This window comes from Caulobacter segnis (assembly GCF_003243465.1).
GTDB lineage: Bacteria > Pseudomonadota > Alphaproteobacteria > Caulobacterales > Caulobacteraceae > Caulobacter > Caulobacter segnis_A.
This window is the reverse complement of the sequence record NZ_QFQZ01000025.1, coordinates 12556-34096: the sequence shown is the minus strand read 5'-3', so window position 1 is coordinate 34096 and position 21541 is coordinate 12556. Positions and strand designations below refer to the sequence as shown.

Genomic DNA, 21541 nt, shown 5'->3' with positions numbered 1-21541 from the left:
GGGCGCCGGCGAGACATGCGGGATGGAGGTGGGCTAACTTGGTCGCATGAAGATTCTCGCCGTCTCGGGCAGCCTGCGCGCGGCCTCGTACAACACCGCCCTGCTCCGCGCCGCGCGCGAACTGGCGCCGGCCGGGATGGCGATCGAGATGTTCGGCCTGGGCGACCTGCCGTTCTTCAACCAGGACGTCGAGGACCAGGGCGACCCGGCGCCGGTCGCCGCCTGGAAGGACGCCGTCCGCGCCGCCGACGGCCTGCTGATCGCCTGCCCCGAGTACAACGGCGGCCTGACGGCGGTGCTGAAGAACGCCATCGACTGGGCCTCGCGCGGCAAGCCCGCGCCGCTGGACGGCAAGATCGCCTGCGCGATGGGGGCGACTCCCGGGATCACCGGCACGGTCCGCGCCCAAGACGCCCTGCGCCTGAACCTCAAGCGCGCCGGCTGCGACCTGGCCCCGCTGGCGGACATCCTGGTCGGCCAGGCTCACGCCAAGTTCGAGAACGGCGCGCTGACCGACGAGCGCACCCGCCAGGCGATCGCGGGGCATCTGGCGCGCTTCGCCGCGGTCCTGACGGCGCGAAGCTAGCCGCCCAGCTTGCTCAGGTCGTAGTCCGGCCCGAAGTCGAGCACGAACACCGGGCCCAGCAGGACGGTCTGCCTGGCCGAGCCCAGGTGCAGACCGACTCCGCCGCCCCCCGCCGGGATGTCGATCGTGGCCCGGCCGGGCACGGTGTACATCTTCCACTCCGGCCCGACCTTGACGCCGCGCTCGATCGCCGCGTCGTAGGGATCGGCGGCCCGTTGCACGCGCACGGCGGAGATGTCGGCGCTGGCCGGTCCGCCGTCGACGCTTTCGGCCTTGGCCCAGAACGCCACCAGCAGCACGTCGCCCTTGGCGACCTTGCCGGTGATCGACTGATAGGCCCCGACGGCCCAGGGCTTGTCGCTTCCGGCCAGCACCTCGACCCTGAGCGCCCCGCCGCCCTGGACGGACTTGTCCTTGATCGCCGTGGTCTTCTGGTCGGGACCATAGATCGTCCAGTTCGCGGACGGCTTGTTGATCGCCTTCTGCATGATGTCGCCATCGCCCGACTGGCGGGCCAGGCCTGGCGAGGCCGCGCCGATCGCCAGCGCCACGACGGCCAAGGCGATGTACAGGATCTTCGTCTTCACGATGCCCCCTTCCGGCCGACGAGCGGCCGCCGTTTCCCCCGCGAGGGCCGTCACCTTGGCGGTGATCGACCTCACGCCTGTTACCGCTATCGCGCGGGCTCGCCGGGCGCAAGAACGCCGCGCGGCGCAAGCGGGGCCAAAACCTCGACGAAACGCGCCGCGCCGCGTTGCACCGCGGCGAACGGGGGCGTAAAGACCCCCGCAATCCTGAAACGGTCCTCCAGTCGGACCAGGCAAACCCAGGGGAGTCCTGCAAGATGTCGCTCGAGTCCGCCGCCCTGCGGCGCATCGCACCGTCGGCCACCATCGCCATCAGCGCCAAGGCGCGCGCGCTGAAAGCCGCCGGTCGTGACGTGATCGCCCTTTCCGCGGGCGAACCCGACTTCGACACGCCGGACAATATCAAGAACGCCGCCATCGAGGCCATCAAGGCCGGCAAGACCAAGTACACCGACCCGGACGGCATGCCCGAGCTGAAGGCCGCCATCTGCGCCAAGTTCAAGCGCGAGAACGGCCTGGAGTACAAGCCGAGCCAGATCCACGTCGCCCCGGGCGGCAAGCCGGTGATCTACAACGCCCTGGTCGCCACCCTGAACCCGGGCGACGAGGTGATCATCCCCGCGCCGTACTGGGTGTCGTACCCCGACATGACCCTGCTGGCCGGCGGCACGCCCGTCTCGGTCGAGACCACCGCCGAGAGCGGCTTCAAGATCACCCCGGACGCGCTCGAAGCGGCGATCACGCCCAAGACCAAGTGGCTGATCATCAACAGCCCCTCGAACCCCTCGGGCGGCGCCTATACCCGCGCCGAACTGCAGGCGATCGCGGAGGTGCTGCTGCGCCACCCGCAGGTCTGGGTGCTGACCGACGACATGTACGAGCACCTGGTGTTCGACGACTTCGCGTTCACCACCATCGCCCAGGTCGAGCCCAAGCTCTATGACCGCACCCTGACGATGAACGGCGTGTCGAAGGGCTATTCGATGACCGGCTGGCGCATCGGCTACGCCGGTGGCCCGGAGCCGCTGATCAAGGCCATGGGCAAGATGATCAGCCAGACGACCTCGAACCCCTGCTCGATCTCGCAGTGGGCCGCGCTCGAGGCGCTGAACGGCACGCAGGACTTCATCAAGCCGAACGCCAAGCTGTTCCAGGAGCGCCGCGACCTCGTCGTGTCGATGCTGAACCAGGCCACCGGCCTGCACTGCCCGACCCCGGAAGGCGCGTTCTACGTCTATCCCTCGTGCGCCGGCCTGATCGGCAAGACCGCCCCCTCGGGCAAGGTCATCGAGAGCGACGAGGATTTCGCGACCGAACTGCTGGAGTCGGAAGGCGTGGCCGTCGTGCACGGCGCGGCGTTCGGCCTCTCGCCGTTCTTCCGCATCAGCTACGCGACCAGCAACGAGGTCCTGGAAGACGCCTGCTCGCGCATCCAGCGCTTCTGCGCGAACGTGAAGTAGACCCCAAATCCTCCCCCTAGCGGGGGAGGTGTCGGCTCGAAGAGACGACGGAGGGGGAAGAGGCCGGATAACTGCACTTCCCCCTCCGGCCTTCGGCCGCCTCCCCCGCTAGGGGGAGGACTTTAGCTCCTACCCATCGATCCAGTCCGTCAGCCCCTCGCGGGCGTGGACCTCGCGCAGCGCCGGGCGCTGGCGGATGCGGTCGAGGTAGCGCTTGAGGTTCGGCCAGTCGGTGGCGGGCCGAGGCATGTTGCGCGACCAGCGGCACAGGATCGTGGCCAAGAGGTCCACCGTCGTGAAGCTGTCGCCGACGATATAGTCCCGATCGGCCAGATGGGCGTCCAGCCGCGTCAGCCCCGCCTCGATGCTCTTGCGGGCCGCCGCCTTCACCGCCTCCTGCGCCTCGCCGCCGGCCGGCTCGTGCGGATAGAACCAGGCGCGGAAGTGGGGCTGGAAGCTGTTGGCCAGCCAGAAGCTCCAGCTCAGATAAGCCGCGCGCTCTGGCGAGCCGACCGCCGGCGCGAAACCAGCCTCCGGATGGCGCTCGGCCAGCAGGGTCGCCAGCGCGGCCATCTGTGTCACGGGGGCGCCATCGACGATCAGCGTGGGCACCACGCCGTCCGGATTGAGCGCCAGATAGTCGGGCGTCTTGTGCTCGCCCTTGTCGAAGTCCAGCAGCTTCAGCTCGAACGGGACGCCCAGCTCCAGCAGCATCCAGTGGGTGGCCGTGCCGGCCGTGCTGGGCGAACCATAGAGCGTATACATCGTCGAGCCTCCGCGCTGTCGCGGCGGATAGGCGAGTGGTTCTGGCTAACCGTCAAGACGAAGACGCCTGCTGCCAGATCCGGGATCGAAGGAGGCCACCCTGGCGTTCGGAGCCAAGGCAGGCTCTGATCAATAAGACAGACCGAGGAAGCCCTATGCTGACACTCTTCCACGCGCCCCGCTCACGCTCGACCCGGTTCATCTGGCTGCTGGAGGAGCTCGGCGCGCCTTACGAGATCCGCAAGGTCGATGTCTATCGGAGTGTCAGCAACACCGGCGCCCGCGACCCCGCCAATCCGCACCCGCATGGCCAGGTGCCGGCCCTGATGGACGACGGCGTGCTGGTGACGGAATCGGCGGCCATCGCCCTCTATCTGACCGACAAGTTTCCGCAGGCGGGCCTGGGACCGGTTATCGGCGCGCCCCTGCGCGGCCCCTATCTCACCTGGCTGGCCTACTATGCCGGGGTGCTGGAACCGGCGGTGACCAATCTCTGGAAGCAGCGGCAGGACGACCAGGACAAGGCGCAGTACCAAGCCATGGACGACCGCCTTCGCACCACGCTGGAGGCCTCGCCCTGGCTGCTGGGCGACACCTTCTCCGCCGCCGACATCATGTTCGTGAGCCTGCTGCAGTTCGCCAGACAGATGCTGCCGCCGCACAAGGTCTATGACGACTGGCTGGCGCGCGCCAACGCCCGCCCCGCGCTCGCCCGCGCCCTGGCCAAGGACGACGCCTGAGGCGGGGCTTGCGTCCTCGGCGGGATCGTCCGATTACCGTCGAGAACCGAGCAGCTCGGAGGCAAGCGCCATGGCCGACGTCGTCAATCTGAACCAGGCTCGCAAGGCCAAGGCCAAGGCCGACGACAAGGCGCGCGCGGCCGAGAACCGCGCTCGCTTCGGCCGGACGAAGGCCGAGAAGTCCCTGGAAGCGGCTCGCGCCGACAAGCTGCGGCGCGAGCTGGACGGCGCCAAGCGCGAGGACTGACCGCTTGGCCGGACTGAAGAAGCGATCGGTGAACCTGGCCGGCCACGCCACCTCGCTGGCGCTCGAGCCGGAGTTCTGGGCGGTGCTAGAACGCGCCGCCGCGACGGATGGCGGCAGCCTGGCCGCTCTGATCCAGCGGATCGACAACGCCCGGGGCGATCGCGCCCTAGCCTCGGCCTGCCGGGTGTTCGCGCTGGAGCAAGCCGCGCGCGGGGCCGGCTAGCCGCCAACGCCCGGCTCGACCGCCGGTCTCCGCTGCGTCGGCAGGGTCGGCGGCTTGGGCATAGGGGTCTTGCGCAAGGCTTCCGGCACGCTGGGCAGCGACTGACGCCAGGACGCGCCCTCGCCCGCCATCACCCCCAGCCGCCAGGCGCCCCAGACGGCGCCGGCCAGCAGCGCCAGAACCAAGACGGCCGCCCAAAGCCCGCCGCGGTCGCGACGGGCTTCCGAACGGCGCTCCTGCGCCATGGCGGTCATGCCCGGCTTCACCCGCCCGGCGCCTTAGGCGCGTCGGGCAGCTTCGGCGCCGAGGCCGAGATGTTCACGTCGACCTGCTTCTTGTGGCCGATGCCGCCAGACCACATGAAGAAGGCGAGGACGGCGACGATCACCACCAAGCCGCCGACAATGAACGCCAGGCCGCTGTTGCCGCCGCCGCTGCTGGTCTGTTCAGCCATATTCCTCTCCCTGCCTTCCGGCGTTTTTTCCAGTGTCGGATCAACGACACGACGGGCGGGGAGTTCCCGGAAAGGACGGGTTGGGGCTTAAGCCGCGCGTTCCGTGTGCTACATATGTTCCCATGCATTCCAACGCCGACTCGCCAGAATTCCACGATGAATTCCCGGGCGACCTTCCCGCTCCGCGTATTTCCGACCTCGCCCGGGCCCGGCCGCCTGCGGGCGCGGCGCCCGGCTATCTGGACGGCCTGAACCCCGAACAGCGCGAGGCGGTCGAGACCACCGAAGGCCCCCTGCTCGTCCTGGCCGGGGCCGGCACCGGCAAGACCCGCGTGCTGACGACGCGACTGGCCCACATTCTCGCGACGGGCCGCGCGCGCCCGTGGGAGTTACTGGCCGTCACCTTCACCAACAAGGCCGCGCGCGAGATGCGCGAGCGGATCACCCACATCATCGGCCCGGAGGCCGAGGGCCTGCGCTGGCTCGGCACCTTCCACTCGGTGGCCGCCCAGATCCTGCGCCGCCACGCCGAGCTGATCGGGCTGAAGTCCAACTACACGATCATCGACACCGACGACCAGGAACGGCTGCTCAAGCAACTGATCGAGGCGGAGAACATCGACGCCAAGCGGTGGACGCCCCGGATCCTTTCGCAGATCATCGACGGCTGGAAGAACCGCGGCTGGACGCCCGACCGCGTCCCGACCAGCGAGGCCGGCGAGTTCGCCAATGGCAAGGGGATCACCCTCTACCGCCAGTACCAGGAGCGGCTGCGCATCCTGAACGCCTGCGACTTCGGCGACCTGCTGCTGCACAACATCAGCCTCTTCACCGGCCATCCCGACGTGCTGGACGAGTTCCAGCGCCGGTTCAAATACGTGATGGTCGACGAATATCAGGACACCAACGTCGCCCAGTACCTGTGGCTGCGCCTGCTGGCCCAGGGCCGCCAGAACGTCTGCTGCGTCGGCGACGACGACCAGTCGATCTACGGCTGGCGCGGGGCCGAGGTCGACAACATCCTGCGGTTCGAGCGCGACTTCCCAGGCTCGAAGGTCGTGCGCCTGGAGTGCAACTACCGCTCCACCGAGCACATCCTGGCCGCCGCCTCGGGCCTGATCACCGCCAACAAGGGCCGCCTGGGCAAGACCTTGTGGACCCCGGCCAAGGGCGGCGAGAAGGTCAAGGTCTCGGGCGTCTGGGACGGCGAAGCCGAAAGCCGGCTGATCGCCGACGAGATCGAGCGGGCCAAGAAGGCTGGCCGCAAGTACAGCCAGATGGCCATCCTGGTCCGCGCCAGCTTCCAGATGCGCGCCTTCGAAGAGCGCTTCGTGATGCTGCAGATCCCCTACAAGGTGGTCGGCGGCCCGCGCTTCTTCGAACGCGCCGAAATCCGCGACGCCCACGCCTATCTGCGCCTAATTCAGTCGCCGGACGATGATTTGGCCTTCGAGCGGATCGTCAACACGCCCAAGCGCGGCATCGGCGACACCTCGGTGCAGAAGCTGCTGCAGATCGCCCGCCTGGAAGGGATTTCGACGGTCGAGGCTGCGCGCGTGATCATCGGCAGCGACGACCTGCCGGCCCGCACGCGCACCGCGCTCAGCAACTTCATCCGCGACCTGGATCGCTGGCGCTCGCTGGTCGGGTCGGTCCACCACCAGCGCCTGCTGGAAACGGTGCTGGAGGAGAGCGGCTATACCGACGCCCTGCGCCTGGACAAGGGCCCGACCAGCCAGACGCGGCTGGAGAACCTGAAGGAACTGGTGCAGTCGATGGGCGCGTTCGACACACTGGAGGCCTATCTGGAGCATGTGTCGCTGGTCATGGACCTGGATCGCGAGGCCACCGGCGACGCCGTGTGGATCATGACCCTGCACTCGGCCAAGGGCCTGGAGTTCCCGCTGGTCTTCCTGCCCGGTTGGGAGGAAGGCGTGTTCCCCAGCCAGCGCAGCATGGACGACAAGGGCGAAAAGGGCCTCGAAGAGGAACGGCGCCTGGCCTATGTCGGCATCACCCGCGCCCGCGAGGAGGCCCGGATCAGCTTCGTGGCCAACCGGCAGGTCTATGGCCGCTGGACGTCACAGCTGCCCAGCCGCTTCGTCGACGAACTGCCGATCGCCCACGTCGATGCGGCGTCGGAGACCGGCTACTATGGCGGCGGCCCCGGCATGCAGTCGACGGCGGCGTCGCGCTGGGACGATCCTGGCACATCGGCCTTCCAGGCCGGCAGCTACGACAGCCCAGGCTGGAAACGCGCCCAGGAGCGGACCTCCGGTTTCGCCGAACGCGGCGGCTCCTGGCGCGGCGGCGGCGTGCGCGCCGGCTCGGCCGCCCGCTCGGCCCCGATCGAGGGCGAAGGCCGGCTGGTCGCCGTCTCGGCCCCGACCAACAGCGCCTATTCGCGCGGCGACCGGGTGTTCCACGTCAAGTTCGGCTACGGCAAGGTGACCGGCATCGAGGGCAACAAGCTGACCGTGGCCTTCGACAAGGCCGGCGAGAAGAAGGTGATCGACAGCTTCGTCGAAAAGGCCTGATCAGCGCTTCTTGGTCTTTTCGGGCTTCAGCCCGGGCTTGATCCCGTCATGCTCGGGCGGCTTCTCGGCCGGGCGCGGGGTCAGGCTTTCCCAGGCCCCGACGGCGACCAGGACGAGGGTCGACAGCGCCGACAGCGCCAGGGGGCTGAGGCTTAGCGCCACCGGCGCGAGGGCCGCCAGGGCGATCAGCCCGGTGATCCGCGACCGCGACCAGCGGCGGAAGACCGCCAGCTTGAACAGCAGCGTGCCCAGCAGGAACAGGAACGGCCCGCCGATCACGGCGGCGGCGATCTTGAAGTCCGCATGGCCCAGCGGATGGTGGATCACCCACTCGTCCCCGACCGCGGCGACGATGATCCCGGCCACCGGCAGGATGTGGGTGTAGGTATAGGCCACGCGGGCGATCGCGCCGGGGTCCCTCGCCTCCTCGATCGCCTTGCTGGCCGCCTCGGCGGTCGAGGAGAAATAGATCCACCACATCGCCAGGCTGCACAGGAAGGCGCTGGCGAAGGCCGCCATCACCGGCAGGTCCCACGGCATGCCCATCACCGTGCTGCCGCTGACGATGATCGACTCGCCCAGGGCGATGATCGTGAACAGGGCGCAGCGCTCGGCCATGTGGCCACCCTCGACCTTCCACTCCTGGCTCTTGGTGCGGCCCAGGCCCGGGGTCCAGAAGCCGACCGCCGCCGACAGATACTCGATCCCCAGCGCCAGGCCCCAGATCAGCAGCCGCGCCTCGCCCTTCACGAAGGCGCCGGCGATCCAAAACACCGCCGCGAACACCAGCCAGGACAGGATGCGCGCGAAGTTCCGCCGGTGCTGCGGCGCGCGCCAGGCGCTCCACAGGAAGAAGGCCGTGCGGCCGACCTGGATGATCACGTGGCCGGCGGCGAAGGCCAGGCCCCGCTCTCCGAAGGCGTCGGGGATCGCGGCCGCCAGCACCAGGGCGGCGGCCATCATGACGAACAGCATCAGCCGGACGGGGCCCCGCTCCGGGTCTAGCCAGTTCGTCGCCCAGGCGGTGTAGATCCATGACCACCACACCGCCAGCAGCAGCACCGTCGCGTGGATCAGGCCGGGACCGTCCGGATGGCGCAACACCGCGTGCGAGAGCTGGGTGACCGCGAACACGAACACCAGGTCGAAGAACAGCTCCGCATAGGTCACGCGGGCGTGCTCGGCGGCTTTGCGCTCGCGCAGGAGCGGCGTCTTGGTGTCGGCCATGCCCTGGTTGACCACAGTCAAGGCCTTGAAGCCAGTCCCGCGGCCGTCGGTCAGAAACCAACCGTCGTTTCGCGCGCTCTAGCGACATGGAACGCCTGGACGCCATCCTTGATCGCCTGAAGGCCTTCGTCACCACCCGCCCGGTGGCCTACGGCGCGCCGTCGGTCGCCATCGCCGGCGTGCTGGCGGGCCTTGTCCTGCAGACCGGCCCCCAGGACGGCCCCTACGTCCCGGAGATGGAGCGGGTCGAACGCCCGGTTCTGGCCGAAGCCGAGCCGATCGCCTGGCCGAGCGGCAAGGTCCCGAACTATGTGATCGGCACGGACGCCCTGAGACCGCCGCCCGCGCCCATCCCCGTCGTTCAGTATGCGGACTACGAGCCGCCCCCCGCGCCGGAGCTGCCGCCCTACGTCCCGGCGGACCACGGCCCGGCGGATCCGCCGCCGGCGCCCGACGAGAGCCGGTGGGCTTCCGCGCAAGGCGACATCCTGAATGTCTCCCTGCCCGAGGACGCGCCCCGCGCGCCGGTCCCGACCGTGCTCGCCGGCATCAATCCCTAGCGCTGGAGGCTCGCTTTTCGGCGGTTTTGCCGCTAACGGAGCGGCATGACCGACTATACGCCCCAGCAGATCGTCGCCCGCGGCGCGCGCGCCGATGCCGAGACCGCCGCCGACGCCATCGACAACCATCCCGGCCTGGAAGGCGCGACCTACTCGATCCTGGAAGAGGACGAGGACAAGAACGTCTGGCGCATCGACGCCTTCCCCACCACCCAGGAGGAAGACGACGGCCTGATGGCGCTGCTGGCGCAGTACGACCTGAAGGTCACGCGCGACACCCTGGCCGACGCCGACTGGCTGGCCATGGCGCTGTCGGGCCTGCCGCCGGTGCGCGCCGGCCGCTTCTTCGTCTACGGCATGCACGATCGCGGCCGCCTGCCGGCCAGCACGGTCAACCTGCGCATCGAGGCCGGCGCGGCCTTCGGCACCGGCCACCACGGCACCACCGTCGGCTGCCTGCAGGCCTATGACCGCCTGATCAAGGCGCGCAAGTTCAACAAGGTGCTGGACGTCGGCGCCGGCACGGGCCTCTTGGCCATCGCCGCCGCCCGCACGGGCACCAAGCTGGCCGTCGGCACCGATATCGATAAGCCCAGCGTCCGGATCGCCAAGGAGAACGCCCAGGTGAACCGCGCCAACGCCCGCTTCGTCCACGCCTCGGGCCTGGGCCACCGGCTGGTCGCCGAGAACGCGCCCTATGACCTCGTCTTCGCCAACATCCTGGCCCGCCCGCTGATCAGCCTGGCCCAGGACATCAAGCGCGCCCTGGTTCCGGGCGGCACGGTGATCCTATCGGGCCTGCTGCGCACCCAGGAGCGGATGGTCAAGGCCGCCTACCTGTCGCGCGGCTTCAAGGTGAAGAGCCGCATCCACCGCGACGCCTGGGCGACGTTGGTTTTGCAACGGCCGTAAAACGAAAGCCAATCCTCCCCCTAGCGGGGAGGTGGCCGAAGGCCGGTGGGGGAAGTGCTGAAGACTTGCTTCTTCCCCCTCCGTCGTCTCTTCGAGCCGACACCTCCCCCGCGAGGGGGAGGATTTGAACGTCTTCCCTGCGCGCTCGGACGGGCCTAAATCCTCCCCATGCGCCAGACCTTCGACGAATCCACCGATCCCTCCTTCGGCCCCAAGCACGTCCCGCTGATCCGCCAGGCCATGGCGGCGCAGGGGCTGGACGGCTTCCTCGTGCCGCACGAGGACGAGCACCAGAACGAATACCTGCCCGCCGCCAATGACCGGCTGGCCTGGGCCAGCGGCTTCACCGGTTCGGCCGGCGCCGGCGTGATCCTGAAAGACCGCGCCGCCGTGTTCGTCGACGGCCGCTACACCCTGCAGGTCCGCGAGCAGGTCGATCAGGGCGTGTTCGAGATCCGCGACCTCGTCGAGGGCGGCGTGCCCGCCTATCTCGAGACCGTCTCGAAGGGCGCGGTGATCGGCTACGACGCCCGCCTGCACAGCCCCGCCGCGCTGGAGGGCCTTAAGGCCGCCGCCAGCCGCGCCGGCGCGACCCTGAAGCCCGTCGCCGCCAATCCCGTCGACCAGGCCTGGGGCGAGGCGCGCCCCGCCCAACCGATGGCGCCGATCGTCCCGCAGCCGATCGAGTACGCCGGCGAGGAGTCCAACGCCAAGCGCGCCCGCGTCGGCGCCTCGGTGGCGGCGCTTGGCGCCGAGGCGGCGGTGATCACCGCCCCGGCCTCGATCGCCTGGCTGTTCAACGTGCGCGGCGGCGACGTCATCCGCACGCCCCTGCCGCTGTCGCAGGCCATCCTGAACGCCGACGGCTCGGCGCGCCTGTTCATCGAGCCGGCGAAGGTGACGCCGGACCTGCCCGCCTGGCTCGGCAACCAGGTCTCGCTGGAGGCCCCGGACAAGCTGGCCGAGGCCCTGGGCGACCTGTCGGGCAAGAGCGTGGTGGTCGATCCGGCCCAGTCCTCGGCCTGGTACTTCGACACCCTGGCCGCCGCCGGCGCCAGGATCGTGCGGGCCATGGACCCCTGCACCCTGCCCCGCGCCTGCAAGAACGCGGTCGAGCTGGACGGCACGCGCGAGGCGCACCGCCGCGACGGCGCGGCCCTGACGCGCTTCCTGCACTGGCTGGCTACCGAGGGCCAGGTCAATCCGCCCGACGAGAAGGAAGCGGTCGCCAAGCTGGAAGCCTTCCGCGAGGCCACGGGCGTGCTGAGGGATCTATCGTTCGACACCATCGGCGCGGCCAACGGCCACGGCGCCCTGCCCCACTACCGCCCGACCGAACGGTCGAACGAACGCGCCAAGATGGGTTCGCTGCTGCTCGTCGACAGCGGTGGCCAGTACCTGGACGGCACCACGGACGTCACCCGCACCGTGGCGATCGGTGAGCCCTCGGCCGAGATGGTCCAGCGCAACACGCTGGTGCTGAAAGGCCACCTGGCCATCGCCCGCCTGCGCTTCCCGGCCGGCACGACCGGCTCGGCGATCGACGCCTTCGCCCGCGCGGCCCTGTGGGCCCATGGCCTGGACTACGACCACGGCACCGGCCACGGCGTCGGCGTCTATCTGGGGGTCCACGAGGGCCCGCAGCGGATTTCCAAGGCGCCCAACACCATCGCCCTGCAGCCCGGCATGATCGTCTCGAACGAGCCCGGCTACTACAAGGACGGCGAATACGGCATCCGCATCGAGAACCTGGAAGTCGTCATGCCGGCCGAGGACGTGCCGGGCGGCGAGCGCCCGATGCACCGCTTCGAGGCCCTGACGCTGGCGCCCATCGACCGCCGCTTGATCGACAAGTCGCTGCTGACGCCCGAGGAAATCGCCCAGTTCGACGCCTATCACGCACGAGTGCTGCGCGAGATCGGCCCCCGCGTTGAGCCGGAGGTCCGGGCCTGGATGGAAGCGGCCTGCGCGCCGTTGTGAGGAAAGAAAACCCTCTCCCCCTGCGGGAGAGGGTGGCCCGCGAAGCGGGTCGGGTGAGGGGTCGCGCAGGCGTCGCCGAGAAACCCCTCATCCGTCATCCTGCGGATGACACCTTCTCCCGCAAGGGGAGAAGGAAAAATTACCGCAACCGCGTCCAGACCTGCGTCTTGCAGAACGGCGCGACGATGCAGCCCTTCAGCTTCAGCTGGTTCTCGCCGATCAGTTCGATCGTGCCGGAATAGGTGCCGCCGTCATCGGGGTTGTAGACCTTGCCATCCTTCCACTTCGTCGGACCGCCGGTGAAGTCGTAGAGCATCTGCAGCCCCTTCAGCGTGCGGACACGTTGGGACTCGTCCTTGTTCTTGACGTCCTTCAGCGCCGGATTTTCGCGAATGTGGTTCGAGCTGACCAGCTTGCCGCACAGGCTGTTGCCGCAGTGGGAGATCTCGACCTGACCGCCGTTGGTGGGGGTCTGCCACAGGCCGGCGACATCGGCGGCCAAGGCGGGGGTCGCCAGCAGGCCGAGCGCGGCGGCGGCGATCATCGTGGTGCGGAACATCAAGGACTCCCTGGATCGCGCTTCAAATGCGCGTTTGATCGCTTGGTTGCGCGATCTCGTCCCTCGGGACAAGGGCTGACACGAAAACGCGGCGAGAATTCGGAAAGCGATCAGCTTGCGACCAGAGCCAGCCACTCGTCTTCGGTCATGACCTGGACGCCCAGCTCGGTCGCGGTCTTGAGCTTGGAGCCCGCGCCCGGTCCGGCGACGACCAGGTCAGTCTTCTTCGACACGGACGAGGCGACCTTCGCGCCCAGCCCCTCGGCCTGGGCCTTGGCCTCTTCGCGGGTCATCTTCTCCAGCGCGCCGGTGAAGACGATGGTCTTGCCGGCGACCGCGGTGTCGGTCTTGGGCTTCTCGACCGGCTGGATGTCGAGCTGGGCGACGAGGTTGGCCACCTTCTGGCGGTTGTGATCCTCGGCGAAGAAGCGCGCCAGCGACTGAGCCGCCACCGGGCCAACGCCGTCGATGGCGGCCAGATGCAGATAGTCGTCGCCCGGCGCGCCGGCGGCCGCAGCCGCCAGGCCTTCGGCGAACGCGTCCCAGGTCCCGTAGCGCTGGGCCAGGGCCGCGCGCGCGGGCCGGGTCAGCTTGGGGACCGCGTGGCCGATCTTGATCTCCAGGTCGTCGGTCTGGGGCCAGGGATCGGCCTTGAGCCCGCCCCTGCCCGCCTCGACCAGCGTGTCCAGCGCCTTGGGGCCGACGCCCGGCGCGGTGGACAGCTCCAGATAGGTCTCGCCCGGCAGGCCCTTGGCGGCGGCCTCGGCCGCGGCTTGCAGATCCTCGAACCGCTCGAAGTTGCGGGCCAGCACGGTCGAGGTGGTCTCGCCGATGTCGCGCGCGCCCAGGCCGTAGATCATGCGGTCCATACTGATCGTGCGCCGGGCCTCGACGCCCCGCACCAGATTGGCGACCGAGGTCTCGCCATAGCCCTCACGTTCACGCAGCGCCGCCAGCTTGTCCTCGTCGCGGGCCAGCTTGAAGATGTCGGCTGGCTCGGTGATCCAGCCCTCGTCGAAGAAGGCCTGCAGTTGCTTCTCGCCCAGCCCCTCGATGTCGAAAGCGCGGCGGGAGACGAAGTGGCGCAGGTGCTCGACCCGCTGGAACGGACAGGCGAACTCGCCGGTGCAGCGGCGGACCACCGACTCCTGGCCCGAGGCCGTGACCTCGCGGGCCAGCGGCGTCTTCAGCGGGCAAGGGCACTCGTGCGGGAAGACGTAGGGCTCCGGCGCCGGGTCGGGCCGCGCGTCGAGCGCCACCTCGACGATCTGCGGGATGACGTCGCCAGCCCGTTGGACGACGACGGTGTCGCCGATCCTGGCGTCGAGGCGCTCGATCTCGTCGCCATTGTGCAGGGTGGCGTTGGTCACGACGACGCCGCCGACGGTCACAGGCTTCAGACGCGCCACCGGCGTGATCGCGCCCGTGCGACCGACCTGCAGGTCGATGGCTTCGAGGACCGTGCGGGCCTTCTGAGCCGGGAACTTGCGGGCGATGGCCCAGCGCGGCGAGCGCGAGACGAAGCCCAGGCGACGCTGGAGTTCCAGGTCGTCGACCTTGTAGACCACCCCGTCGATGTCGAAGTTCAGGGTCGGTCTCAGCGCCTCGAACGCGGCGTAGACATCGAGCAGGCCCTGGGCGTTCTCGACGCGGCGGGCGGGCGGCGCCGTCGTCACGAAACCCCAGGAGCGTAGCGTCTCGAGCGCCTCCCACTGCCCCGCTGCGAAAGGCTCGGACACCAAGCCCCAAGCGTAGCCGAAGAACCGCAAAGGGCGCTGGGCGCTGATCGCGGGATCGATCTGACGCAAGGAGCCGGCCGCGAAGTTGCGGGGATTGGCGTAGGTCCGCTGACCGGCGGCCTCGGCGGCGGCGTTGAAGGCCGCGAAGGCCTCCAGCTCGACATAGACCTCGCCGCGCACCTCGATCACGTCGGGCCAGCCCGAGCCCTTCAGGCGGTGCGGGATGTCGCCGATCGTGCGCAGATTGGCGGTGACGTCCTCGCCGGTCTGGCCATCGCCGCGCGTCGCGCCCTGGACCAGGACGCCCTTCTCGTAGCGCAGCGAGGCCGACAGGCCGTCGATCTTGGGTTCGGCCGTATAGGCCAGGGTCTCGCCCGGCGACAGCCGCAGGAAGCGGCGGACGCGGGCGTCGAATTCCTCGGCCTCCTCGTTCGAGAAGGCGTTGTCGAGGCTCAGCATCGGCACGCCGTGGCGCACCGGCGCGAATTGTTCCGCCCGCGCCGCGCCCACGCGCATGGACGGAGAGTTGTCGCGCACCAGGTGCGGAAATCGGGTCTCGATATCCAGGTTTCGCCGCTTCAGCGCGTCATACTCGGCGTCGCTGATCGTCGGGTTGTCTTGCTGGTGATAGGCGATGTCGTGCGTGGCCAGCGTGTCGGCCAGGCGCTCCAGTTCCTCGACGGCCTGGGCTTCGGTGAGGTCGGCGACGGGGATCAGGGACACGGCGGCGAATCCGGCAGGACGGGAACGAGGCGCGAGGTTAGCAACCTCCTCCTGACGGGGGGAGTCAGCGATCGGCCTAAGCCATCAACGCCCGGGCCGCCGCTCGCGCCGCTTCGGTGACTTCCGCGCCCGACAGCATGCGGGCGATCTCTTCCTCGCGCTGGGCGGGGGAGAGCGGTTCAACCTTGGTTCGGGTCGAGGTCTCGTCGCCGGACTTGGAGATCCGCCAGTGCGCGTCGGCCCGGGCGGCGACCTGGGCCGAGTGGGTGACGACCAGCACCTGGGCGTTCTGGGCCAGGCGCTTGAGCCGCAGGCCCACGGCGTCGGCCACCGCGCCGCCGACGCCCTGGTCGACCTCGTCGAAGATCATCAAGGGCTGCGGGCCGCCGCCACGTCCGGCCAGGGCGGCCTTCAAGGCCAGGGCGAAGCGCGCGAGTTCGCCGCCCGAGGCGATCGCCTCCATCGGCCCGAACGGCGCGCCGGGGTTGGTCGAGATCTCGAAGGCGACGCGGTCCAGGCCGGTCGGGCCGGCGCGATCCTCGGCCAGCGGCTCCAGCGCGACGCGGAACTTGGCCTTCTCCAGCTTCAGCGGCGCGAGTTCGGCCTCGACGGCCACGGCGAGGGCGTCGCCCGCGGCGCGGCGTTCGGCCGACAGGGCCTCGGCGGCGTAGAGATAGGCTTCGCGGGCTTCGGCGGCTTCTTTGTCAGCCGCCTTCAGCGCGTCCTCGGACGTCTCGATCGCCTGCAGCCGCGCGGCGAACTCGGCGCGCTTGGCCGGCAGGTCCTCGACCAGGATATTCAGCTTCCGAGCCATGCCGCGCAGGGCGAATAGCCGTTCCTCGGCCTTCTCCAGGCGGTCAGGCTCGAACTCGAAGGCCTCGGTCACGGCGTCGATCGAAGCGCTGGCTTCCTGGGCCTCGACGATGGCGCGGTCTACCGCCTCGCAGGCGGCCGACAGCCGGGTCATGGCCACGCCATCGGCGGGCGCGCCGGCCTGGAGGGCGCGGTCACGGGCCCGTTCCAGGGCGCGGAAGGCCTGGGCCAGCTTGCCCGACAGGCTGTCGCCGCCGAGCGCGTCCTGGGCGGCGGCGATGTCGGCGATGGCTTTCTCGGCCGAGCTGAGCAAGGCCCGCTCCTCAGCCAGCGTGGCCTCCTCGCCCTCGCGAGGGTCCAGCCTGTCGAGCTCCGACAGGCGAAGCGTCAGTTCCTCGGTCTCGGCCGCCGCGCGGCCCGCGAGATCGCGCAGGGCCTCGGCCTTGTCACGCGCCGCGCGCCAGGCGCTCCAGGCCGCCCCGACCGCCGAAACGGAAACGCCGCCGAACGCGTCGAGCAGACCCCGGTGGGTCTTGGGATCAAGCAGGCCGACCGTCTCGTGCTGGCCATGAACCTCGAGCAGCAGCCCGCCCAGGTCCTTGAGCACGCCGACGCTGGTGGCCTGGTCGTTGACGAAGGCTCTACTGCGGCCGTCCGGCGACAGCTGGCGGCGCAAGACGAGGTCCTCGTCGCGCGCGTAGTCCAGGCCCTTGTCGTCGAGATAGGCGAAGGCGGGATGGTCGGCCGGCAGGGCGAAGATCGCCGTGGCCGAGGCGTGGCCGGCGGCCCCTCGCCGCACCAGACCGGCGTCGGCGCGCGCGCCCGTCGCCAGGCCCAAGGCGTCCAGGATGATCGACTTGCCGGCGCCGGTTTCACCCGTCAGCGCGGTCAGGCCCTCGCCGATGGCGAGGTCCAGGCTCTCGATGAGCACGACGTCACGGATGGAAAGGCCGATCAGCATGGTGCGCAGGATCGCCGGGAATCAGAGTTTTTGAAAGCGCCAAGGCGGAACGAAACGGGATCGAGCCACGATCCCGTCGCATCACATGCCCAGAACGCCCATCACGCCGCCCTTCTTGGACTTCTTCTCGCCGGGCGGGGCCAGGGTGGTGTCCTTGTCTTTCGACAGCAGGCGCTCGAGCGCGTTGCGCTTGGTGCCAGCCTTCAGCGGCTCGACGGCCGGCTTGAGGCCGTTGTCGTTCAGCAGCTTGTAGGCGTCAGCGTACCAGCGGTCGCCCGGGAAGTTGTACCCCAGGACCGCGCCGTTGCGCTTGGCTTCGTCCATCAGGCCCAGAGTCAGATAGGCCTCGACCAGGCGATACAGCGCCTCGGGCGTGTGCGACGTGGTCTGGTGACGCTCGATCACGGCCTTGAAACGGCCGATCGCAGCCAGGGTCTGACCGTTCTTCAGGTAGTAGCGACCAATGGCCATTTCCTTGCCGGCCAGCTGGTCGTTGACCATGTCGATCTTCAGACGGGCGTCGGTGGCGTATTCGCTATTGGGATAGCGCTGGACGACGTCCCGCAGGGCGGCCAGCGCCTGTTCGGTGGCGGCCTGGTCGCGGTTCACGTCGACGATCTGCTCGAAGTAGCAGACGGCCTTCAGATAATAGGCGTAGCTGGCCGAAGGATTGCCCGGATACAGCGAGATGAACCGGTCGGCGTCGCCGATGGCGTCGTTGTAGTTGTTGCCCATGTAGTGGGCGTAGCCGGTCATCAGAATCGAGCGGCGCGACCATTCCGAATAGGGGTGCTGGCGCTCGACCTCGCGGAAATAGTCCACGGCCTCGCTCCAGGCGCGGCGGTCCAGGCGGTCGGCGCCGGTGGAATACAGCAGCTCGACGGGGCGTTCTTCGTAGGCGAGGCTCGGCTTCTTGGACTTGCCGGCGCAGCCCGCCACCGACACGGCGGCGAGAACAGCGGCGATAGTGACGGCCGAACGTCCCGAGAAATTACGAAGCACGGAGTCTCTCACCCTCGAAGCAAACGTGCGCCCCTGCGCCGTGCAAGGCTTCTACACCACGCCGCAAAAGGCGCAAATGCGAAGGCCGAGCCCCGACTCTTCGAGACGCTCTTAAACCGCTTCAGCCAGTTCCGACGCGAGGGCGCGCAGGCGCCAGGCGCGCGGCTGGGCCAGCAACGCTCGAACCACGGCGTTATTGAGGCCGTGACCGGCCAGAACGCCTTCGAAGCGGCCGAGGATCGGCTTGCCCAGCACATAAAGATCGCCGATGGCGTCCAGCGCCTTGTGGCGAACGAACTCGTCCCGGCGGCGCAGGCCTTCGGGATTGAGCACGCGGTCGCCATCGATCACGACGGCGTTTTCCATCGAGCCACCACGGGCTAGGCCGATGGCGCGCAGGGCTTCGACATCGCGGAGGAAGCCGAAGGTGCGGCAGTTGGACAGCTCCGAACGGAACGATTCTTCGTCGATAGCGAGATCGACGGCCTGGCGTCCGATGGCCTTGCTGCCGAAGGCGATCTCGAAGGCGACCTCGAATCGGTCGGCCGGCAGCAGAGCGGCGCGCTTGTCGCCCTCCTCCACCACGATCGGCGCGAGAATCTCGATGTAGTGACGGACGGCTTCCTGCTTGCGGCGGCCGGCGCGGTCCAGGATCTGGACGAAAGGCTCGGACGAGCCATCCATGATCGGCACTTCGGGGCCGTCCAGCTCGACGACGCAGTTGTCGATCGACAGGGCCGCGAGGGCCGCCATCAGGTGCTCGATGGTCGAGACGCGGACATCGTCGGCGTTGCCGATCACGGTGCCCAGCTGAGTCTGGCAGACCGACTGGGCGCTCACCGGAACGCGGTTGTCGCGGTCATGCACATCGGTCCGCACAAAGACGATCCCCGCGTCGGGCGCCGCCGGACGCACCACGACGCGCACATGCGCGCCGGTGTGCAGGCCGATCCCCGCGAAGATCACCGGTCCTGCGACCGTGTGCTGAAAATAACCCGAAGCCGACACTAGAGACCCTTATTGCTAGACGGTCGAACCAAGGTCCGCCGTTTTCGCCCCGACTTAGCATGTAGGAGCGATGCTGCGTCGCGGCAAAGCAAGTCCTGTTTCGGATTGTTACGCTCTAAGCTTCTGACTTTATTTCACTTTTATTGCACGCATGCGCGCCATGAAACAGAACGTCGCTCGACGATCTGTGGGCGGTGATCTCTTGCGAGTCTCGCCTAGCGGCCGGTGAAAAGCAGGTCTAGGCTCCGCCGCAAAAGGCATAACCGTCTCCAGGGTTTTCGGTTTCATGATCAAGAGCTTGCGTTTCGTCGCCTCCGCCGCCGCGCTGTCCATCGCCCTCGCCGGCGCGGCCCACGCGCAAGCCCCTGCGGGACCGCCGGCCGCTTCCAAGCCGCACGTGTTCACGGCCAAGGACATGGCCAGCCTGGATCGCCTCAGCGATCCGCGCGTCTCGCCGGACGGTCGCTACGTGCTCTACGCGGTGCGGACCATGAACTATCCGGCCAACAAGGCCGCGATGTCCCTGTGGATCGCCGACCTGAAGACCAAGATGGCCCCACGCCGGCTGAAGATCTCGGACGGCGGCGCCAGCAGCGGCCGCTGGAGCGCCGACGGCAAGGCGATCTATTTCATCTCGGGCCGCGCGGGCGGGACCGACCAGGTGTTCCGGACCGACGCGACGGGCGAGACGGCGACCCAGGTGACCCGCACCCCGTTCGACGTCCAGGCCTACCGCGTGGCGTCGGACGGCAAGACGATCGTCGTCGGCATGGCCGTGTTCCCCGACTGCGCCGACCTGGCCTGCACCGAGGCGCGGCTCGCCGCCAAGGCCGACACCAAGGCCACCGGAGTCGTCTACGACCGCCTGATGGTCCGCCACTGGGACACCTGGAACGACGGAACGAAGAATCACCTGTTCGCCTATGCGCTCGACGCCGGCGGCGTGGCGACCGGCCAGCCGATCGACCTGATGAAGGGGTTCGATGGCGACACGCCCACCAAACCGTTCGGCGACGACAACGACTTCGCGATCACGCCCGAGAACGACGCCGTGGTGTTCTCGGCCAAGGTCGCCGGCAAGGACGAGGCCTGGACCACCAACTTCGACTTCTGGGCGGTGAAGATCGACGGTTCCGAGAAGCCGCGCAACCGCACCGAGGCCAACAAGGCCTGGGACACCGCGCCGGTGATCTCGCCCGACGGCAAGTTCGCGGCCTATCGCGCCATGAAGCGCCCCGGCTTCGAGGCGGATCGGTTCGCCATTATCATCCGCGATCGGACCACGAAGGAAGATCGTGAACTGGCCCCTGCCTGGGACCGCTCGGCGGACGCCATCGCCTGGAGCCGCGACGGCAAGACGATCTACGCCACCGCCCTCGATGTCGGCCAAGGCAAGCTGTTCGCGATCGACGTGAAGACCGGCAAGGTCACGGCCCTGACCGGCGAGGGCCATGTCAGCGCTTTCGACGTTGGTCCGAACGGCATCGTCTACGCCGCCGACTCGCTGAAGAGCCCGTCGGAACTGTTCTTCCTGCCGGCGAAGGGCCCGGCCGTGAAGGTCGCCAGCGTCTCCAGCGACGCCCTGAAGGACGTCGCCTGGGGCGAGCCGGAGCAGTTCAACTTCAAGGGATGGAACGACGAGACGGTCCACGGCTTCGTGCTGAAGCCCGCCAATTTCGATCCGGCCAAGAAGTACCCGGTCGCCTTCCTGATTCACGGTGGCCCGCAGGGCTCGTTCAGCAACAGCTGGTCCTACCGCTGGAACCCGCAGGTCTACGCCAACGCCGGCTACGCCGTGGTGATGATCGATTTCCACGGGTCGACCGGCTATGGCCAGGCGTTCACCGACGCGATCAGCCAGCACTGGGGCGACCGCCCGCTGGAGGACCTGCAGAAGGGCTGGACCTTCGCGACCCAGAAGTATGCGTTCCTCGACGCCGACCGCGCCTGCGCCCTGGGCGCCTCGTACGGCGGCTACATGATCAATTGGATCGCCGGGAACTGGAACCAGCCGTGGAAGTGCCTGGTCGACCATGACGGCGTCTTCGACACGCGCGCCATGGGCTTCGCCACCGAGGAACTGTGGTTCACCGAATGGGAGAACGGCGGCACGCCTTGGCAGCCGGGCACGACCTACGAAAAGTTCAATCCCGCGCTGCACGTCGACAAGTGGGCCAAGCCGCAGATGGTCGTCCAGGGCCAGCTCGACTATCGCATCCCGGTCGAACAGGGCCTGGCCACCTTCACCGCCCTGCAACGGCGCGGCGTGCCCAGCAAGCTGCTGTACTTTCCGAACGAGAACCACTGGGTGCTGAAGGCCCAGAACTCGGTGCAGTGGCACAAGGAAGTGCTGGACTGGCTGGACCAGTGGACGGGAAACACGCGGCCGGGCCGCTAGCTTAAAACCCGATCTCCCCGGCGAATGCCGGGGCCCAGATGCCAAAGCGCCCGCGATCCT

At 68.8% G+C, this 21541-nt stretch carries 20 protein-coding genes; 10 read left to right on the top strand and 10 right to left on the bottom strand.

Going from position 1 to position 21541, the window contains the following annotated elements:
* Positions 1-46 precede the first annotated feature (46 nt).
* Positions 47-586 carry an NADPH-dependent FMN reductase gene (locus DI526_RS10070; RefSeq protein ID WP_304277188.1) on the top strand — a complete coding sequence of 180 codons (540 nt, stop codon included), beginning with the start codon at positions 47-49 and terminating at the stop codon, positions 584-586.
* On the opposite strand, the gene DI526_RS10065 is transcribed toward DI526_RS10070, so the two are convergent.
* Complete coding sequence (locus DI526_RS10065; protein ID WP_304277187.1) at positions 583-1173, bottom strand: carbohydrate binding domain-containing protein; 591 nt, start codon at positions 1171-1173, stop codon at positions 583-585. The two genes, DI526_RS10070 and DI526_RS10065, sit on opposite strands and share 4 nt — an antisense overlap.
* 257 nt (positions 1174-1430) lie before the next feature.
* On the opposite strand from DI526_RS10065, the gene DI526_RS10060 reads away from it, so the two are divergent.
* Positions 1431-2633 carry a pyridoxal phosphate-dependent aminotransferase gene (locus DI526_RS10060; protein WP_304277185.1) on the top strand — a complete coding sequence of 401 codons (1203 nt, stop codon included), beginning with the start codon at positions 1431-1433 and terminating at the stop codon, positions 2631-2633.
* A 129-nt stretch (positions 2634-2762) separates the two neighbouring features.
* Here the strand turns inward: DI526_RS10060 and DI526_RS10055 are convergent, their stop codons facing one another.
* Complete coding sequence (locus DI526_RS10055) at positions 2763-3398, bottom strand: glutathione S-transferase family protein (protein ID WP_304277183.1); 636 nt, start codon at positions 3396-3398, stop codon at positions 2763-2765.
* 155 nt (positions 3399-3553) lie between these two features.
* Here DI526_RS10055 and DI526_RS10050 point away from each other — a divergent pair, with 155 nt between their 5' ends.
* The 3 genes from DI526_RS10050 to DI526_RS10040 all read left to right on the top strand — a co-directional run bounded on the left by DI526_RS10050 (position 3554) and on the right by DI526_RS10040 (position 4608).
* Positions 3554-4138 carry a glutathione S-transferase family protein gene (locus DI526_RS10050; RefSeq protein ID WP_304277181.1) on the top strand — a complete coding sequence of 195 codons (585 nt, stop codon included), beginning with the start codon at positions 3554-3556 and terminating at the stop codon, positions 4136-4138.
* A gap of 70 nt (positions 4139-4208) precedes the next feature.
* On the top strand, positions 4209-4385 hold the full coding sequence (locus tag DI526_RS10045; protein ID WP_304277179.1) for a DUF4169 family protein: 177 nt from the start codon (positions 4209-4211) through the stop codon (positions 4383-4385).
* 4 nt (positions 4386-4389) lie between these two features.
* Positions 4390-4608, top strand: a complete 219-nt coding sequence (locus tag DI526_RS10040) for a ribbon-helix-helix domain-containing protein (RefSeq protein ID WP_304277177.1) — start codon at positions 4390-4392, stop codon at positions 4606-4608.
* Here the strand turns inward: DI526_RS10040 and DI526_RS10035 are convergent.
* The gene (locus DI526_RS10035; protein ID WP_304277175.1) at positions 4605-4862 is read right to left on the bottom strand and encodes a hypothetical protein; all 258 of its coding nucleotides are present in this window, start codon (positions 4860-4862) and stop codon (positions 4605-4607) included. The two genes, DI526_RS10040 and DI526_RS10035, sit on opposite strands and share 4 nt — an antisense overlap.
* Positions 4863-4870: 8 nt before the next feature.
* Positions 4871-5062, bottom strand: a complete 192-nt coding sequence (locus tag DI526_RS10030) for a hypothetical protein (protein WP_304277173.1) — start codon at positions 5060-5062, stop codon at positions 4871-4873.
* A gap of 122 nt (positions 5063-5184) precedes the next feature.
* On the opposite strand from DI526_RS10030, the gene DI526_RS10025 reads away from it, so the two are divergent.
* Positions 5185-7599, top strand: coding sequence for an ATP-dependent helicase (locus tag DI526_RS10025; protein ID WP_304277171.1), 2415 nt, complete (start codon positions 5185-5187; stop codon positions 7597-7599).
* On the opposite strand, the gene DI526_RS10020 is transcribed toward DI526_RS10025, so the two are convergent.
* On the bottom strand, positions 7600-8841 hold the full coding sequence (locus tag DI526_RS10020; protein WP_304277238.1) for a low temperature requirement protein A: 1242 nt from the start codon (positions 8839-8841) through the stop codon (positions 7600-7602).
* Between the two features lie 71 nt (positions 8842-8912).
* Between DI526_RS10020 and DI526_RS10015 the strand changes: the two genes are divergently transcribed.
* The 3 genes from DI526_RS10015 to DI526_RS10005 all read left to right on the top strand — a co-directional run bounded on the left by DI526_RS10015 (position 8913) and on the right by DI526_RS10005 (position 12278).
* Entirely contained in the window at positions 8913-9386 is a 474-nt protein-coding gene (locus DI526_RS10015) for a hypothetical protein (RefSeq protein ID WP_304277170.1), read from the top strand.
* A gap of 45 nt (positions 9387-9431) precedes the next feature.
* Complete coding sequence (locus DI526_RS10010) at positions 9432-10298, top strand: 50S ribosomal protein L11 methyltransferase (RefSeq protein WP_304277168.1); 867 nt, start codon at positions 9432-9434, stop codon at positions 10296-10298.
* Between the two features lie 168 nt (positions 10299-10466).
* Positions 10467-12278: an aminopeptidase P family protein gene (locus tag DI526_RS10005; protein ID WP_304277166.1), complete on the top strand. Its 1812-nt coding sequence runs from the start codon at positions 10467-10469 to the stop codon at positions 12276-12278.
* Positions 12279-12417: 139 nt separating this feature from the next.
* On the opposite strand, the gene DI526_RS10000 is transcribed toward DI526_RS10005, so the two are convergent.
* The 5 genes from DI526_RS10000 to lpxC all read right to left on the bottom strand — a co-directional run bounded on the left by DI526_RS10000 (position 12418) and on the right by lpxC (position 19083).
* Positions 12418-12837, bottom strand: coding sequence for a DUF2147 domain-containing protein (locus DI526_RS10000; RefSeq protein ID WP_304277164.1), 420 nt, complete (start codon positions 12835-12837; stop codon positions 12418-12420).
* A gap of 110 nt (positions 12838-12947) precedes the next feature.
* Positions 12948-15299, bottom strand: coding sequence for an NAD-dependent DNA ligase LigA (ligA, locus tag DI526_RS09995; protein WP_304277163.1), 2352 nt, complete (start codon positions 15297-15299; stop codon positions 12948-12950).
* 76 nt (positions 15300-15375) lie between these two features.
* Positions 15376-17073, bottom strand: a complete 1698-nt coding sequence (recN, locus tag DI526_RS09990) for a DNA repair protein RecN (RefSeq protein WP_304277161.1) — start codon at positions 17071-17073, stop codon at positions 15376-15378.
* Between the two features lie 81 nt (positions 17074-17154).
* Positions 17155-18087: an outer membrane protein assembly factor BamD gene (locus DI526_RS09985; protein WP_304277160.1), complete on the bottom strand. Its 933-nt coding sequence runs from the start codon at positions 18085-18087 to the stop codon at positions 17155-17157.
* Between the two features lie 99 nt (positions 18088-18186).
* Entirely contained in the window at positions 18187-19083 is an 897-nt protein-coding gene (gene lpxC / locus DI526_RS09980; RefSeq protein ID WP_304277158.1) for a UDP-3-O-acyl-N-acetylglucosamine deacetylase, read from the bottom strand.
* Between the two features lie 286 nt (positions 19084-19369).
* Between lpxC and DI526_RS09975 the strand changes: the two genes are divergently transcribed.
* Positions 19370-21481 carry a S9 family peptidase gene (locus tag DI526_RS09975; protein WP_304277156.1) on the top strand — a complete coding sequence of 704 codons (2112 nt, stop codon included), beginning with the start codon at positions 19370-19372 and terminating at the stop codon, positions 21479-21481.
* Positions 21482-21541: the final 60 nt, after the last annotated feature.